The following is a 17,881-nucleotide window of genomic DNA, read 5'->3' on the forward strand; positions in this document are numbered from 1 at the left end:
CTCTCAGCATGACAAACCACGATACTGTTTACTGAAATAAGTGTTACTTCTGTTACCTTTTAACTATATATTGTGAATGAAGTTTAATTTAATAAGGGATTTGCTTGATCTATTGTTAAATATCAGTAGATCCGAAAACATGAAGATGTTACTTTCTGCTGGGTGACTAAATATGAAAAACAGAATCGGAATAATTAATAAATATCTATGGAACGAAGAAAATTTTTGCGTAATGCGGGTATGCTGGGGCTGGCATCGATTGCCTCTAACGGTATTTTGGCAGGAGAAACAACGCCTCCACAAACCATATCCCGTAAAGGTATAAAGGTAAACGATCAATGGGATGTTATTGTAGCCGGAGGAGGTCCTGCCGGATGTGCTGCCGCGACAGCCGCCGCACGCGAAGGAGCAAAAGTTCTACTGATCGAAGGAACCGGAGCTCTCGGAGGAATGGGGACTTCCGGCCTGTTAAATGCATGGTGTCCTTTTACGGATAAGGAAAAGATTATTTATAAAGGAATTGCAGAAAAGGTATTTCTGGAATCGAAAAAGGGGGTGCCTCATGTGAAAGGTGATGACTGGGTCCCTATCAATACGGAATACCTGAAAGTGGTGTATGACGATCTGGTAATGTCGGAGGGAGTATCCGTTCTGTTCTTTACTACTATGGCTGCCGTGGAAATGAAACAGGAGGGAGTGGTAGATGCTGTCATTGTAGGAAATAAAGCCGGTCTGACGGCATACAAAGCGAAGCTTTTTATCGACTGTACAGGTGACGGAGACCTTGCGGCATGGGCCGGGGCAAAATTTGAGACCGGCGACGGTAAGGGAGCTGTTCAGGAAGGTACACTTTGTTTTGCCCTGTCTAATGTTGACCCGTATGAATTTTCTCTGATTGGCAGTGTGCATTCCAACAGAAAAGACGGGCCTGTATATAAGATGCTTGAGTCGGGAAAATATGATATGATTAAGGACAATCATATCAATGATAAATATACGGGGCCCGGTTATCTGGCATTTAATGCAGGACATGTCACAGTAGATAGTACCGATCCTGTCTCACTGTCGTCGGCAATGATGACCGGCCGCAAAATAGCCCGGCAGTTCCGGGAAGGGTTAGCAGAGTTCGAACCGAAAGTATTCGCGGCCTCCTATCTTGCGAGCACCGGCGCGCTGATGGGTATCCGCGAAAGCCGCCGCATTAAATGCGATTATACTTTTACGGTCGAAGACTGGCTGGCCCGCAGGGAGTTTGAGGATGGCATCGGGCGTAACTCTTATTATATAGATATACATAAAAGCGATGCAAAAGAATATAAGCGTTATGGAAAGGGTGAATCGCACGGTATACCTTTCCGGAGCCTTCTTCCGGCAGGACTGAAAAATGTGTTTGTGGCCGGACGTTGTATCTCCACCGATCATTATGCACATGGCAGTCTGAGAGTAATGCCTCCTTGTTTGGTTACAGGGGAGGCTGCCGGTGTTGCTGCCGGGCAGATCTGTAAATCAAAAAGCCCTGATGTTCATAATGTTGACATTATTAAACTTAGGAGCCGTCTGAGAGAGGTAGGGCAGCTGTTATAATTGTTAATATTTATGAACGGGAAATAAACAAACCAGAAATTAACTTTAGATATATTTTATAATTAAAAAATTAATATCATGATTCGAAAATTATTTACGTTATTACTTCTTTTGCCATTCCAGTTTTTGTTCTCCCAGCAAAGTCAGCTGGCTAACTTTTCCAAAGGATTTACTCCCCAAGAAGTAGGTAAACGCTTGGCGTATCATATTGTGGACGACAGGCACGACCTTTATGCAGGGAGGTATATTCATTATGCCGAAGTGTGTACCTGGACCGGCGCTCTTGATTATGCCCTGCAGACAAAGGATCAGAAACTTATTAAACTTCTGCAGGACAGATTCGAACCTTTCTTCACAAGGGAGAAAGTCCTGTTGCCTCCTATGAATCATGTCGATTATAATATGTTTGGCGGATTAGCCCTTAAACTTTATCAGATAACAAAGGATAAACGTTATCTGGATATGGGTCTGGCTTATGCCGATAGCCAATGGGAAGTCCCAGCCAATGCAAAACCGGAGGAAAAGGCCTGGGCGGAAAAAGGCTATTCGTGGCAGACACGTTTATGGATTGACGATATGTATATGATCACTTCGGTACAGGCCGAGGCGTATAAAGTGACCGGAGACTCCAGGTATATTGACCGCGCGGCAAAGGAGATGGTCCTCTATCTGGAAGAGATACAGCGTCCTAACGGTCTGTTTTACCATGCACCGGATGTCCCTTACTATTGGGGACGCGGCGATGGCTGGATGGCTGTAGGTATGGCCGATCTGCTTACTTATCTTCCTGCGGATCATAAAGACCGTCCGCGTATTATGAAAGGTTTCCATACGATGATGGAAAGTTTGAAGAAGTATCAGACTCCAGGCGGTATGTGGAACCAGTTGATTGACGAGCCTGACTGCTGGGTCGAGACCTCAGGTTCTGCCATGTTTACCTATGCCTTTATAGTAGGGGTCAAGCAAGGCTGGTTAGATGCTGAAGTATATGCTCCTGCCGCCCGGAAAGCATGGCTGGCAATGATTCCGTATATCGACGAGCGTAATAATGTAACTGAAGTATGTATTGGTACAGGAAAGAAGAATGATAAGCAGTATTATTATGACCGTCCGCGTCTGGCGGGAGATTTTCATGGTCAGGCTCCTTATTTGTGGTGTACAGTTGCCCTTATGAAGAAATAAACAGCTGAGATTTAGCTTATGTTAACAGGAGAGGAGGTGCCGGTAAAGGTACTTCATCCCCTGTTATTTGAAATAGACCACCGTATTTATTCATCCATAGTTTATACAGAATTCATTTCTGATAATTCTGTAACAGAGGCCATATCATCGTTATCCTTAGATTCAAAGCAGCGATGCCCTCCTTTTCTTGTTCTTAACATCTATTTGATATACACTTTATCCTGAGATTCCGCCATCTTCAATTGCGTGTTAGTCCGGCAGACTATAATCTTATACCCTTTTTAGACTACTGAACGGCTTGGAGAAACACGAGTTCTTACTCCATTCCTTCTAGAGAAGGGGTAAACTGTCCTGATCGGAAGAAATGAACAGCTCAATATAACAATATCCAGGCCATAATTGCTGATTTGGGAGAATATTGTCATTTTTTATCCGGTCAATTGTTATTTTCCGGTAGGGATAATCTGTAAATATAAGGCAGATTGTAGAGGATTTTCCTTCATTCAGGTCATGTTGGATATCAAAATGACGATTGGGAAAAATGTGCTATTTAAAGCTACTTTTCTTTCATCTTTCTAACTAAAATTCCTATTCCTTTGCCTCGTTAACAAATCATAAAACTATTATACTATGAAGTGTCTAAAAAATACACCTCATCTATTGAATTTGATAAAGTAAAAAACAGAAATTTTTAACAAATACTTAATTTACGATAAACATGTATACGAGGCAGTTAGCGCTGTGTTTGGATATGATGTGAAATGTTTTAATAAACTAAATTCAGACCCTATTTTTATGAAAATGAAAAACAGAATGAAAATTCAGCATTGGTTGATGCTGCTGGTCGTTCTTTGCATATCGTGCAAAGACGATAAATCCGATATGGATTCGCAGGCCTTCGATCCTTCGAGGCCTGTCGTGGTTTCTAATTTTCTCCCGAAAGAGGGGGGAGCCAGCCAAAGGATGGTTATCTATGGCGATAATTTTGGTAATGATCCGTCCAAAGTCAACGTAACTATTGGCGGGGTAAAGTCGAGTGTAATCGGAGTAAAAGGCCAGACCTTATATTGTATCGTGCCGGCAAAAGCTTACGATGGCGATATTGAAGTGAGCATTGTCGATGAGAACGGAGAAAAAGTTGCTTCGGCAGGAGCTGGAGAAAATTTTATCTATAAGAAGAAAATGATTGTGACTTCTTTCTTAGGTCAAATGTATGAAAATAACACGAAGTTTGATATAAAGAATGGTCCGTTCAATGATTGCGGCGGATTCGACAGAATGGATTGGTTTACTTTCGATCCTCTAAACCATAACCATTTGTATGTGACCGGTTATGATAAAGCGATCAGACTGATTGATTTTGAAAAGCAATATGTAAGCACTTTCGTTTCTGGTATTCCGAGTCCCAATTCGAATGGGATTCCTTGTATAAATTTCACATTGAGTGGAGATATGATCGTGACGCATGACCAATCTAATGATCAGCGGCCGGGGAACTATTTACTTACCCGTGCATCCGGCTTTACTCAGTTAACTCCTTTGGCAAAAGGCCGTGGAACCAGAGCGGCAGCTGTACATCCGGTTAACGGAGAGTATTATTATGGATACTATAATACCGGTGCTATTTGGAGAGCTGAGATCGGGTCACCGAATGGAGTAGAGGGTAAGCAGATAACCAAGGTTCCGAATGCGTCGTCACAGATGTTCATTGTTATTCACCCCACAGGGAACTATGCATATATTACATTGATGAACAAACATTACATTATGCGTATGGATTATGATTGGGAAAATAAGGTCTTTAAGGACCCTTATCTGGTAGTTGGGAAAAGCGACACGCCCAATTATCAAGACGGGGTGGGTAGTAATGTAAGGCTTTGGGACCCTCAACAAGGGACTTTTGTTAAAAATCCGGAGTATGCGGGAACAGAAGATGAATATGATTTCTATTTCTGTGATAAAACAAATTCAATAGTCCGTATACTGACCCCTCAGGGGAAAGTCTCCACTTTTGCAGGCAGGCCTTCGGTTAAAGGATATATGGATGGGGATTTGCGTCTGGATGCCATCTTTAATGCTCCGGCCTCGATAATATATGATGAAGAGAGAAATTGCTTTTTTGTCGGAGACCTCGGCAATCATCGTATTCGCAAAATTGCCTATGAAGATTAAATAAATGAAAGACACATATTGATATGAGAAACTTTTTATTAACATGTATTTTATTACTCGGGTTTTCAGTGAGTGTTTTGGCTCAGGAAACTGTAGAAGTAACCGGTATTGTGACTGATGAGAATAACGAGCCTTTAATAGGGGCTAGTGTATCTGTAAGTAATGTAGCGGGATTGGGTGTGATTACCGATGTGGACGGGAAATATAAGATTAAAATGCCGCTTTACAATACACTGATTTTTACATATATAGGCTTCGACAAAGTAGAGGTATTAGTGAAAGACCAGCGGGTTGTCAATGTCACTATGAAAGAATCTGATAAAAGTGTACTTAACGAAGTAGTTGTCACAGGGACGGGTGTACAGAAGAAAATTGCGATCACCGGTGCTATTACAAATGTTGATGTTGAGGAATTGAAATCAAATCCGTCTTCATCTATGGCCAATGGTTTGGCCGGAGTGGTACCGGGTATTATGGCAATGCAGGCTGATGGCAGACCGGGTACTACTTCTGAATTCTGGATTCGCAGTATTTCTACATTTGGAGGCAGTAATGCGGCATTGGTATTGGTCGACGGCTTCGAACGCGACTTTAATGAAGTCAGCGTGGAGGATGTGGAATCGATATCAGTGCTGAAAGATGCTTCTGCCACTGCTATCTATGGTAGCAAAGGAGCTAATGGCGTTATTTTAGTAACCACTAAACGCGGGGATGAGGGAAAGATCAGGATTGATGCCAAGGTAGAAGGATTCTATAGCACGCTAACTAAGGCCCCGGAATTTGTAGATGGATATACATATGCTTCTATGGCAAACGAGGCTAAAGTTACGCGTAATCAAGATGCACTCTATCAGCCGGAGGAGCTGGAAATACTTCGTTTAGGTCTGGACAGAGATTTATATCCGAACGAAGATTGGATGGATATTCTGTTGCGCGACGGAGCATGGAAATCGCGCGTTTCGTTAAATATGCGAGGGGGAGGGAAGACAGCCCGTTACTTTGTTTCGGGAAGTTACCAAAACGAGCAGGGTATGTACCAAGTAGATAAGGCTTTGAAAGATTATAATACCAATTCTAACTTCCGGCAATATACTTACCGGATGAATATCGATATCGATATTACAAAGACTACATTGCTGAAGGCAAGCGTTTCTGGTTCATTGCGTAAGCAAAATGACCCCGGAGGCGGGAGTAACTCAATCTGGACATCATTGTTTGGGTATAACCCGGTTTCAGCTCCCCGGATGTATTCTAACGGATATGTTCCGGCTATTACCGAAAGAGGCAAGCCGATTACACCCGACGATCCCAATATAGACCGTTTTAATCCGTGGACACTGGCTACAATGACAGGGTATAATGAAAGCTGGACAAACAATATCCAGACCAGTTTGGTTCTGGAACAAAATCTGAATTCTATTACACAAGGCCTTTTCTTTACAGGACGCTTCGGGTACGATACTGAAAATAGTAATTATATTAACCGTATTAAATTCCCGGAGATGTACTATGCTACCAACCGTGACCCGATTACAAACGAAATCACATATACGAAGATTGCGAATAAACGGGAAATGAGGCAGGGTTCAGGTGCCGGTGGGAAGCGGAACGAATTTGTTGAAGCGGAATTACACTACGATCGCAGATTCAGCAACCATAACGTTGGTGGTGTCTTGAAATATACTCAATCGTCTACAATACAAACAGTAAACATTGGGAGTGACCTTAAAAATGGGATAGCGAGACGTAACCAAGGTATAGCCGGACGCGCTAATTATAACTGGGCTAGCCGTTATTTCATTGATTTCAATTTCGGATATACAGGCTCTGAGAACTTTGCCAAAGGAAAACGCTTTGGTTTCTTTCCCGCTATTTCCGGGGCCTGGATTATTTCAGAGGAGCCTTTCATGAAAGGATTCACCTGGATGGACATGTTCAAAGTCCGTTATTCATACGGAAAAGCAGGGAGAGATGCATTGGACGGTACCCGTTTCCCTTATCTGTATACGATTGAAACGAGATGGAAGAGAAATAGCGATGGCTCTATACAAACTAATAACAATAATAATGTTCCGGTAGATCCTTATAATTTCGGGGACTACGGCTATAACAGGACGTATAATGGTATATACTACCGGACAGTAGCATCTTCTGATGTTACCTGGGAGGTAGCGACTAAACAGGATTTAGGTGTCGATTTTTCTTTCTTCAACAACAAAGTATCGGGAACAGTCGATTATTTCCACGAAAAACGTACAGGGATCTATATGGGGCGTCAATATCTTCCATGGTCGGTGGGTATAGGAACAGACAACTTAAATATTTATCCTTCGGCAAATGTTGGCGAAGTGAAAGCTCAGGGGTTTGACGGGAACTTTGCCGTTAAAGAGAAATTGGGAAATGTCGATGTGACTCTACGCGGTAATATGACTTACAGCAAGAACGAGATTCTGGCGAAAGATGAGGAATACTCTATTTATTCATATACACAAGATAAAGGACATCGCGTGGATCAGGCCCGTGGTCTTATCGCCTTGGGCTTATTCAAAGATTATGAAGAAATACGGAACAGTCCTACACAAACTTTCGGAGAGGTGATGCCGGGAGATATCAAGTACAAGGATGTGAATGGTGACGGTATAATCGATAAATATGACAGGGTAGCCATCGGCGCGACAACAAAACCGAATCTTACTTATGGCTTTGGTGTTTCTACCCAATGGAAAGGATTTAATGTGAGCGTACATTTTCAGGGGGTAGGAAAATCCACTTTTCAGATCAAAGGCTCTACCGTTCATATGTTTAGTTTAGGTGAAGGCTGGGGAAATATATTGGATGATATGGCCAAGTTAAACCGCTGGCAATTGGGTGTAAATGAAGATCCGAATGCGGAATATCCCCGCCTTACTTATGGGGCGAATAGCAATAACTATCAGGAATCGACATTCTGGCTCAGGGATGCTTCTTATTTGCGTCTGAAAACACTGGATATAGGCTATACGCTTCCTACATCTTTGGTAAATAAATTGTACCTGAGTAATGTACGTATTTTCTTTATCGGTACCAACCTGCTTACATTCTCTAAATTTAAGCTGTGGGACCCGGAAATGGGATCTTCGGACGGGAAAAAATATCCGCTCAGCAAAACTTTTTCATTAGGAGTATCAGTTTCACTATAAACATAAATGTATATGAAGAAAATAATTATAATTTTATCTATTGTAGTTGGATTGAGCCTTACCCTTGGCGGATGTTCGGACTACCTGGATTCGGACTATCTGTTTGATGAACGCCGGTCTATAGAAGATGTTTTCCAAAACAGGGATTATGCAAATCAATGGCTGGCGGATGCTTATTACTTTATGAGTATTGGGCAGATACAGGATGTGAGCAGTAAAAAAAGTGTTCCTTACAATTTTGCTGACGACATGTATTTTGGTGATGAATCAGAAGGGTATGCCAGATGGAAAAGCGGCCAGTATAATGAAAATGGTAGCCGTGGCGAAACCGAACCTATCTGGAAAAATGCTTACAGGGGAATCCGTCAGGCCTCTATCTTCATGCAGAACATCGATAAAAGTAAGGTTTTTAATGTTTCGGAAATTCGTGACCTGAAAGGACAGGCTTACTTCTTAAGAGCTTATTTCTATTGGTATATGCTACGTTTATTCGGCCCTATACCTATTATAGAAGACGGTACGGTTGATTATATGCAAAGTTATGACGAGATAGCGCAAGCCAGAAATACATATGATGAATGTGTGGACTTTATCGTTGGAGACCTGATAAAAGCGGCAGAACTGCTTCCTGCCGATATTCGTCCGGTGCAGGATATTGCCCGCCCCAATCGGGGAGCAGCATTGGCGCTCCGCGCCAAAGTTCTGCTATTTGCCGCCAGTCCGTTATATAATGGTAAGACTCCTGTTGAAATTGCTTCAGTTTTAGTAAACAAAGATGGTACGCGCCTGCTTCCTGAGGCTTACGATGAGTCTAAATGGGCTAAGGCTGCAGCTGCTGCCCTGGATGTGATGAATATGGGCATTTATAGTTTACATTATGTGAAAGTCAAGAATGAGGGTGATATCGCTTATCCGAAGACTCTTCCTCCATTCGATGATAATGATTTTGTCAACGGAAGCTGGCCGAATGGCTATAATGACATAGATCCTTTCGAATCATACCGTTCATTATTCAATGGCGATACGCCAGCCAACGAACTGATGCAGACTGAACTTATTTTCACCCGTGGTCAGAATGGTTCGGGGGAAGACGTAGCCACTATGGTGCTCCACCAGTTACCGCGTCAACATGGTAAGGGATACAACTCGCACGGTATGACACTAAAGCAATGTGATGCTTATTATATGGCTGACGGAACGGACTGCCCCGGCATGAATTCTATGTATGCGGCTATACCCGGCTATACCGGTCGTTATAATACTAATCCGCGTGAAACAGGTTTTGTTACAGCATCGGAGCTGGCGAATTATCCGGAATTAGGTGAAAAAGGCGTAGGAGTATCTAAACAGTTTGCAAGACGCGAACCCCGTTTTTATGCGTCAGTAGCTTATAATGGAAGCACATGGAATTTCCTGAATTATAACCAGGCGACAGACGAGAAACCCAATCTGCCGATATTTTATTATCGTGGAGGTGATAACGGTTATACGAATGCCACTTACTGGCTGCGTACCGGTATCGGTATTAAAAAATATGTAAGTCCGCAGGATATAAGCAACACATTGGTTACTTCCTATGATAAAAGCAGATTCACAAAAAAAGTAGATCCGGCGATTCGTTATGCAGAAATATTGTTAATCTATGCCGAAGCGGTGAATGAACTGAATGGACAATATACTATACCTACATGGAACGGGAACGGAGAACATACAATCAAACGCACTCCCGATGAATTAAAGAGGGCTATCCGGCCTATCCGTATGCGTGCAGGAGTTCCGGACTATTCGCAAGATGTATATGGCAATTCTGATTTATTCAGAATCAAATTGAAACGTGAACGTCAAATTGAATTGTTCGCAGAAGGACACCGTTATTTCGATCTCCGTCGTTGGTGTGATGCTCCATTTGAAGAAGCAGCTCAGGTTTACGGATACAATGCGTATGCAACTCAAGATCTGGCCGTAGAATTCCATATCCCTACGCTGGTGCCTTCATTGCCATCGATATTTGCCACCAGAATGTGGTTGTTACCTATTAATCATAAAGAATTGAGAAATAACCCTAAACTGGTACAAAATCCAGGGTGGACTACTCCTGAATAATTTTTATAATCCGAAAAATATGAAATATATATATTATCTCTTTTTTGCCATGTTTGCAGCGATATGCTGTACATCATGCAACAATGAATGGGAAGATGAGCAATATGAAAATTTTGTCTCTTTCAAAGCGAATCCTAATACTCTTGGAGTAACACCTATTTATGTACGTTATAAAGCAGAGGGGAAAGTGACATATCAGCTTCCGCTGATTATGAGCGGTTCGAAAATGAACAATATGAGTTGGACTATAAACATAGGCTTAGACCCGGATACACTCGTCTTAGTAAATAAAGAAGCATTTGGACACCGTGAAGAGCTTTATTTTAGGCAATTGGAAACTAAACATTACGAAATGCCGGGATCGGTAGGTATTCCTGCCGGCTCATATACTTCTACTATTCCTATCGATTTTGAGTTAGCCGGGCTGGACCAGACGTATAAATGGCTGTTGCCTTTGAAAATACTGGAAGATCCTTCTTATCAGGTTAATTATCATAAGTACTATCAGAGGGCTATGCTACAGGTCAATCCGTTCAATGATTACTCGGGTACTTATAGCGGTACTTTATATCAGATATATCTGCTGCCTGATAAAACCCGCCCTTTGAACTTGTCAGAGGTTAAGACTTATGTCGTGGATGATGAGACCATTTTCTTCTATGCCGGTCTCAGGACCGAAGACTTTTTGGATCGTAAACTGTATAAAATATATGCCAGGTTTACGGATGAAAGAGTTGATCTCCGGAAAAGGAAATTGGAGCTTTATACCGATAATCCGCTTATCAATCTGAAAGTAGAAGGTGTGCCATATTATACAGTAGACGAGTCGATGGACCCGGTGAAAACCTACTTGAAATTAATAGATATTAATCTTGGCGACTTAAACTATTCATTTGATGATTATACAACCATCCCTGGTACCCCGATCAGATATTCAATGAGTGGGATATTATCGATGCAACGCAGGTTGAATACATTGATACCAGATGAGGATCAGCAGATTCAATGGTAAAGAGATAGCTTACTTTTAGTTATATGGGGTTGTCGGATTATTTGCAGATAGCCCCATATATAGTTTTGTAGATTTGGTTTTGTGGAATGACGCCTGTGAAGGTGTAAACGCATAAACGATTATCAGTCTTATTTCGTCTTCGGATAGACTAAAGACAATCATACAGGTGACAATTTGCTCAACCCGATTTAAATAAACTGCCCTTAATTGAAAAATTTATGAAAAGAATATTTATATATCAGCTGTTTCTGATTATTATCATATCATATCTATGTTCGTGTAAAGATTCGGAAAATAAGATTTCTGAAGGAAAAATTACTTATTTCTCAGTATGGGATCAAAAGTCAGTTAATCATGTGCTTCATGTCGACAATGTGAATAATACAATCAGCAATAAAGAAGAACTCCCGGCATATGTCAATCTAAAAGAATTACTTGTCGAATTTAAAGTAAATAACGGAGATGTGATTCTCAAAGTCAACGGTAAGGTACAACTAAGCGGAAATAATATAAACGACTTTTCGACGGAATGTGTCTATGATCTCTATTTAGGCGATACCAGGCAAAAGTCATATACAGTCAAAATAACTAAACCGGACTTATCGAATACCTTTAAGACATTTACTTTTCCAGAAAAACGGATGGAACAGTATCAACCCGTAATAAATGCTGAAACCGGGGAGATCTCGAATGAAAATGTAATACCGTCAAACATAGATATTACCTCTTTGCAGCCGGAATTTACTACATCTGAAAAAAACTCGATCGTTAAAGTAAACAAAGTAGTGCAAAAGAGCGGAACTGCCAGGCACGATTTCACTAAACCCATCGTATACAGCATAGAAGGAGAGGATGGCACATCAAAAGAATATACAGTTACATTAAAGCAAGGTAACGAGGCCTTTTTGACAAATCCGGTCATAGTAGGCAGTTACGCTGACCCGACGGTTATCCGTGTCGGAAAAGAATTTTATCTATATGTGACATCCGGTATTGTGAGGGGCTATAGATCTACTGATCTCATAAATTGGCCCCGCATTGGAGGTAGTAAGAGCGAGGTATTTAATAAACGGCCCGATTTCACTGATGATAATGTGAATGATACCGGGATGTGGGCCCCGGACATTAATTTTTATGATGGAAAATATGTGATGTATTACGCTATATCCAAATGGGGCGGAGGTGCTACATGCGGTATAGGAGTGGGAGTCTCTGATAAGCCTGAAGGGCCTTTTGTGCCGTCGGCAGGCAATTCTGATGGAAAACTGTTTGTTAGTGCAGAAATAGGGGTTCATAATTCCATCGATCCTTGTTTCATTGAAGAAAATGGCAAGCGTTATTTATTCTGGGGAAGCTTCTATGGTATATATATGACAGAATTGACGTCAGATGGCATGGCTGTGAAAGATTTAACGAAGAAAACATTGATTGCCGGTAAATCCTTCGAGGCACCTTATGTTCATAAAAGAGGTAGATATTACTATTTATTCGTATCTACCGGAGCGTGCTGCGAAGGTATGACCAGTTCATATAAAGTAATGGTTGGAAGATCTGAAAGCCTTACGGGCCCATATCTGAACAGGGCGGGAACAGATATGAAAACATTTGATGCATGGAATCCGTCTAATTACCAACCAATTGTTGTAAAAGGAGATGGTACATTTGCCGGGCCGGGGCATAATTCGAGAATCGTAACCGATGACAATGGAGTAGACTGGATGCTCTATCATGCCTATATAGATAATGGCAGCAGTCAACGCAACCTTATGCTGGATAGGGTAAAGTGGGATAATGACGAATGGCCGATAGTCGGTAACGGTACTCCATCATATTCAATGAACCTTATCCCGTTTTTTGAATAAACGCCTGAATATGAGCCGTTCTTAAAATGGGTATTATATGAATAGAGTTGTCCGCCTGAATGTTAGGACGACTCTATACTCTTTTTCACAAAACCGGGAGGGAATCCTTTTTTTTCAATACTTCAAAGAACGGTATGTCGATAGCTATATATAGATAAAGTATTTTGAAAACATACAATTATTTTTAGTATAATTTTATCCTGCTATCGAGCTTTGCGCGCCAGAGGCATAAACAATAATAATTCACCATTTATGTATAGTATTTTTTGTCTTATATTTATATCCTTATTAAAAATTATTGGGAGACGGTTCAGTTAATAATATCCCGTAAATACGAATTCGTATTATTTATTAGTCCTCAATTTTGAAGAGTTGATGGTTTTGGATTGGCATGGGATGAAAATTTCATTATATGAGATGAAATTTTCATTTTGGGATGATATATAGCAATACATTTGCGTATAGGTCGTTTGCGCCATATTGTTAACCAAATAAATTTCCTTGCCTTATTTTTTATATCGGACAGTGAAGACTAAAAAGACTGGCGATGAATAGAAATGTGGAAAATGTAATAATCAAATAACTCTTTTAGAAAAGTCTGCATTTAAAATGCAAAAATATCCGGACTATCTTACTGGAAAATCTCTTATCAATCTGGATGGATCTGGATAAAATAAACGTAAATAGCTAATATACAATCTATATCAGGTTATGAGATTGGATACTCTGAAGTTTTTACTCTTGTTGTCACTGTGTTCTTTTTTTACATATCTTTCCTCCCAATCGACGCAATATTATTTTAGCCATTACGGGATACAGGAAGGATTGTCGCAGAACACAGTCAATGCTATATTGCAGGACCGTACAGGCTTTCTCTGGGTAGGAACTAAGGATGGACTGAACCGGTTCGATGGCTTTTCTTTCCGCACATTTAAGCGTGATATTCTCGATAAGAACAGTATTGGCAATAATTATATAAAGGTACTACATGAAGATAATAGGGGTAAAATATGGGTGGGGACGGATGCCGGCATATATGTGTATAATCCATATACAGAGCAGTTTAACCAGTTTTTATTACAGGCCGATAACAAAGTGGTTATTAATAAGACTATATCGGCTATAGAAGGGAATGGATCATATATTTGGATCGCTGTCGAATCTCAGGGGATTTTCTGTTATGATGTACAATCTGGTTTACTCAAGAACTATGATCTCAAAAAACATAATATCTCATCCAATATTGAATGCCTTAAAGAAGATAGAAATGGAGTTTTATGGCTGGGAAGCTACAGGGAAGGGCTCTTCTATTCGAAAGATAATCTGAAAACCATTAATGAATTTATTAGCGACGAGGGAGAAAAAGTATTTAGAAATGATGTCATCCTTAAAATCATTCAGGGAGCATATAACTGCTTATATATCGGTTCGGTAAAAGGAGGCCTTAAAGAACTTAGTATTTCTTCGGGAAAAGTACGTGATTTACTGTTAATAGATAATAGCCATGAGAAGATCTTCATTCGCGACATAATGGCAAATTCGGATAATGAACTTTGGCTGGGAACCGAATCGGGTATATATATTTATAATCTCCGGACCAATAATTACTTGCATCTGGAAAGTTCCTTTTACGATCCTTATTCTTTGTCGGACAATGCTATCTACAGTTTATGCAAGGATAGGGAAGAAGGCATCTGGATAGGCTCATATTTCGGCGGATTGAATTATTATCCTAAGCAATATACACGTTTCAACAAATATTATCCTACAGATTCCTCGAATGGCCTGAGGGGGAAAAGAGTCAGGGAGTTTTGTGCCGACTCTTCGGGGCTTATCTGGATCAGTACGGAAGACGGGGGACTTAGTTACTATAATCCACAAACAAATAAGATCTCGTTTTTTGAGGCCAGTAGAGCTTTTTCCAATGTTCAATGTCTTTTGCCCGATGGCGATAACCTGTGGGTAGGCACATTTTCGAAAGGAGTGAAGGTGATAAACCGAAAAACAGGACATATAAAATCCTATAATAAAGGGAGTTCGCCTAATTCGTTAAACGATGATAATATTTTTGCCATGCTGCGTACATCCGACGGAACTATATACCTGGGCACTTTATTTGGGTTGCTTAAGTACAATGGTGCCTCTGACGATTTTTCCGAAATTTGGGAGTTGAATGATAAATTCATATACGATATCAAGGAAGATATACATGGCAACCTTTGGTTGGCGACTTATTCTGATGGGGTTTTCTGCTATGATATAAATAAAAAGAAATGGAAAAACTATCTGCATGACGAAACAGATGAGCAGAGCTTGCCTTACAATAAGGTGACAAGTATATTTGAAGACAGCCGGCACCAAATATGGATTACCACCCAAGGCCGTGGTTTTTGCAGATTTGACCCGGCAACAGAAACCTTTATAAGATATGACGAACGGCATGGTTTGCCTAACGATGTCATATATCAGATTGTGGAAGATAATAAAGGCCTTTTCTGGATCACCTCCAACAGGGGACTTATATGTTTTAATCCAATAGATAGCTTTATAAAAAACTATACGGTGGTAGATGGAATCCTGAGTAACCAATTCAATTACAGGTCTGGCTTTAAATCTGAGGATGGAAGCCTTTTTATGGGGAGTATAGATGGTTTTATAAAATTCGATCCTAAAGATTTTTCTGAAAGTAAATATAAACCGACTCCGGTTATAACCGATTTTTTAATATATAATAAAAGAGTTATTGTAGGGGAGGAGAAATCACCTTTATATAAAAGTATTATATATACAGATAGTCTTATTCTCAATTCGAAACAAAATTCGTTCAGTTTCAGGGTGGCTGCCCTGAGTTACCTGTCACCCCATACAAATATTCTAAAATATAAGTTGGAAGGATTCGATAAGGATTGGCTGTCTATGACCGAAAGCCCGCTGATCAATTACTCAAATCTCAGATACGGAGATTATATATTCCGGCTGAAAATTTCCGATTCCTCAAGTCCTTCATTAGAAAATGAGAAAGTTCTTTTTATCAGGATTTTACCTCCTTTCTATTTATCGCAATGGGCTTATATCTTGTATGTTTTGATATTTGTCACCCTTGTTTATTATACTGTTTATAATCTAAAGAAGCGCACAGCAATGAGGAAGCGGAGAGAGATGGAAAAATTTGAACAGCAGAAAGCCCTGGAGATTTATGATGCTAAAATCGGATTTTTTACAGATGTTGCACATGAAATACGAACTCCTCTGACTTTAATTAAGGGGCCTTTGGAAAACATTCTTCTTGCCGGTTGTATAGATGATGCCATAAGGGAAGATTTAAATATAATGAATCACAATACAGAACGTTTGTTGAATCTGACAAATCAGCTACTCGATTTCCGGAAAGTGGAGAGCAAAGGTCTTCAACTCAATTTTATCGAATGCAATGTCTCTGAAATAATGCGGGGCTGTTACCTGCAATTCAAGCTGTCGGCCCAACAAAAGAATCTGAGTTTTGTTCTCCATCTACCGGATGAAGATTTGTATGCTCATATAGACAAAGAGGCATTTACCAAAATTATCAGTAACCTGTTCAGTAATGCCGTAAAGTACGCGCATACATATATAGAAGTAAAATTAGATCTTAATGACGAAAAAAGAGACCTGCGGGTAGTTATAAAAAATGATGGTAATATTATTTCGCCGGATATGCGGGAAGAAGTCTTCAAACCTTTTGTCAGGCTCAACGACCTCACCTCTTCGAAACCATTGCCTGGTACAGGAATCGGCTTGGCTTTATCCCGTTCGCTGACACAACTTCATCAAGGTCGTTTATATATCGAAGACTGTACCGGATGCAACAGCTTCTGTTTATTATTGCCTGTTAGGGCCGACGATGATGATAAAATATCTTTGTCTCCCGCTATAGTCCAACCGGAAGACCCTTCTTCAAAATCGGCGATTCTGATTGTCGAAGATGACCCGGAATTGTTGACCTTTATTGTAAGGCAACTCTCGGCATATACTGTATTCACCGCCGTAGATGGAAAAGAAGCGTTGGATGTGCTTGACTACAATATTGTAAATCTGATCATAACAGACATTATGATGCCTCATATGGATGGGTTTGAGTTGTGCCGGATACTGAAGTCAAATATAGATTATAGCCATATACCGGTTATTCTTCTTACCGCGAAGACGACTCTCCAGTCCAAGATAGAGGGATTGGAAGCAGGGGCAGATATGTATATTGAAAAACCATTCTCGGTAGAATACCTGAAAGCCTGTGCATCGAATCTGATACATAATCGGACAAAGCTGAAAGAAGCCTTTGCCAATTCTCCTCTTGTAGCGGCCAATTCTATGGCATTTACCAAGGCTGATGAAGAATTCCTTAAGAAGATGAATGAAATTATATTGGACAATATTGATAACCCCGAATTTAATATGGATGATATGGTAGAGACTTTACATATGAGCAGGTCTGTTTTTTACAGAAAGATTAAAGGGATTCTGAATATGAACCCGAATGAATATTTACGTCTCGAACGGCTAAAAAAAGCAGCTGAATTATTACTTGCCGGAAACAGCCGTATTAATGAGGTCTGTTATTTGGTCGGATTCAATTCACCTTCATATTTTGCCAAATGTTTTCATAAGCAATTTGGTATATTACCCAAAGATTTTGCTAATACCAGGAAGCAAATATATGGAGATTGAATCCATGAAACAAAAGTTGTATCAATTGGCATAATTATGTCGTATTGCCTGTCTCATATTTTCCATCTTTACAGGGTAATTTA

9 protein-coding genes are annotated in these 17,881 nt (G+C 40.4%); 8 read left to right on the forward strand and 1 reads right to left on the reverse strand.

Going from position 1 to position 17,881, the window contains the following annotated elements; all coding sequences use genetic code 11:
• The first annotated feature begins 207 nt into the window (after window positions 1–207).
• The 6 genes from ACYQ3L_RS03585 to ACYQ3L_RS03610 all read left to right on the forward strand — a co-directional run bounded on the left by ACYQ3L_RS03585 (window position 208) and on the right by ACYQ3L_RS03610 (window position 11,232).
• A complete protein-coding gene (locus tag ACYQ3L_RS03585) occupies window positions 208–1,584 on the forward strand; it encodes an FAD-dependent oxidoreductase (protein ID WP_379993349.1) in 1,377 nt (458 codons plus the stop codon).
• Between the two features lie 78 nt (window positions 1,585–1,662).
• Window positions 1,663–2,766: a glycoside hydrolase family 88/105 protein gene (locus ACYQ3L_RS03590; protein WP_379993348.1), complete on the forward strand. Its 1,104-nt coding sequence runs from the start codon at window positions 1,663–1,665 to the stop codon at window positions 2,764–2,766.
• A gap of 813 nt (window positions 2,767–3,579) precedes the next feature.
• Window positions 3,580–4,938: an IPT/TIG domain-containing protein gene (locus tag ACYQ3L_RS03595; protein WP_379993347.1), complete on the forward strand. Its 1,359-nt coding sequence runs from the start codon at window positions 3,580–3,582 to the stop codon at window positions 4,936–4,938.
• 23 nt (window positions 4,939–4,961) lie between these two features.
• Window positions 4,962–8,117 (forward strand): SusC/RagA family TonB-linked outer membrane protein, encoded by a 3,156-nt coding sequence (locus ACYQ3L_RS03600; RefSeq protein ID WP_379993346.1) that lies wholly within the window; start codon window positions 4,962–4,964, stop codon window positions 8,115–8,117.
• Window positions 8,118–8,129: 12 nt separating this feature from the next.
• Window positions 8,130–10,220 (forward strand): RagB/SusD family nutrient uptake outer membrane protein, encoded by a 2,091-nt coding sequence (locus tag ACYQ3L_RS03605; protein WP_379993345.1) that lies wholly within the window; start codon window positions 8,130–8,132, stop codon window positions 10,218–10,220.
• A 19-nt stretch (window positions 10,221–10,239) separates the two neighbouring features.
• Window positions 10,240–11,232 (forward strand): DUF4973 domain-containing protein, encoded by a 993-nt coding sequence (locus ACYQ3L_RS03610; RefSeq protein ID WP_379993344.1) that lies wholly within the window; start codon window positions 10,240–10,242, stop codon window positions 11,230–11,232.
• 15 nt (window positions 11,233–11,247) lie between these two features.
• On the opposite strand, the gene ACYQ3L_RS03615 is transcribed toward ACYQ3L_RS03610, so the two are convergent.
• A complete protein-coding gene (locus tag ACYQ3L_RS03615) occupies window positions 11,248–11,394 on the reverse strand; it encodes a hypothetical protein (protein ID WP_379993343.1) in 147 nt (48 codons plus the stop codon).
• A gap of 56 nt (window positions 11,395–11,450) precedes the next feature.
• On the opposite strand from ACYQ3L_RS03615, the gene ACYQ3L_RS03620 reads away from it, so the two are divergent.
• Together ACYQ3L_RS03620 and ACYQ3L_RS03625 are read left to right on the forward strand one after the other, a co-directional pair.
• Window positions 11,451–13,094 (forward strand): family 43 glycosylhydrolase, encoded by a 1,644-nt coding sequence (locus tag ACYQ3L_RS03620; RefSeq protein ID WP_379993342.1) that lies wholly within the window; start codon window positions 11,451–11,453, stop codon window positions 13,092–13,094.
• Window positions 13,095–13,805: 711 nt separating this feature from the next.
• Entirely contained in the window at window positions 13,806–17,798 is a 3,993-nt protein-coding gene (locus ACYQ3L_RS03625) for a hybrid sensor histidine kinase/response regulator transcription factor (protein WP_379993341.1), read from the forward strand.
• Window positions 17,799–17,881 lie beyond the last annotated feature (83 nt).

The sequence above is a fragment of the Dysgonomonas termitidis genome, from assembly GCF_054657735.1.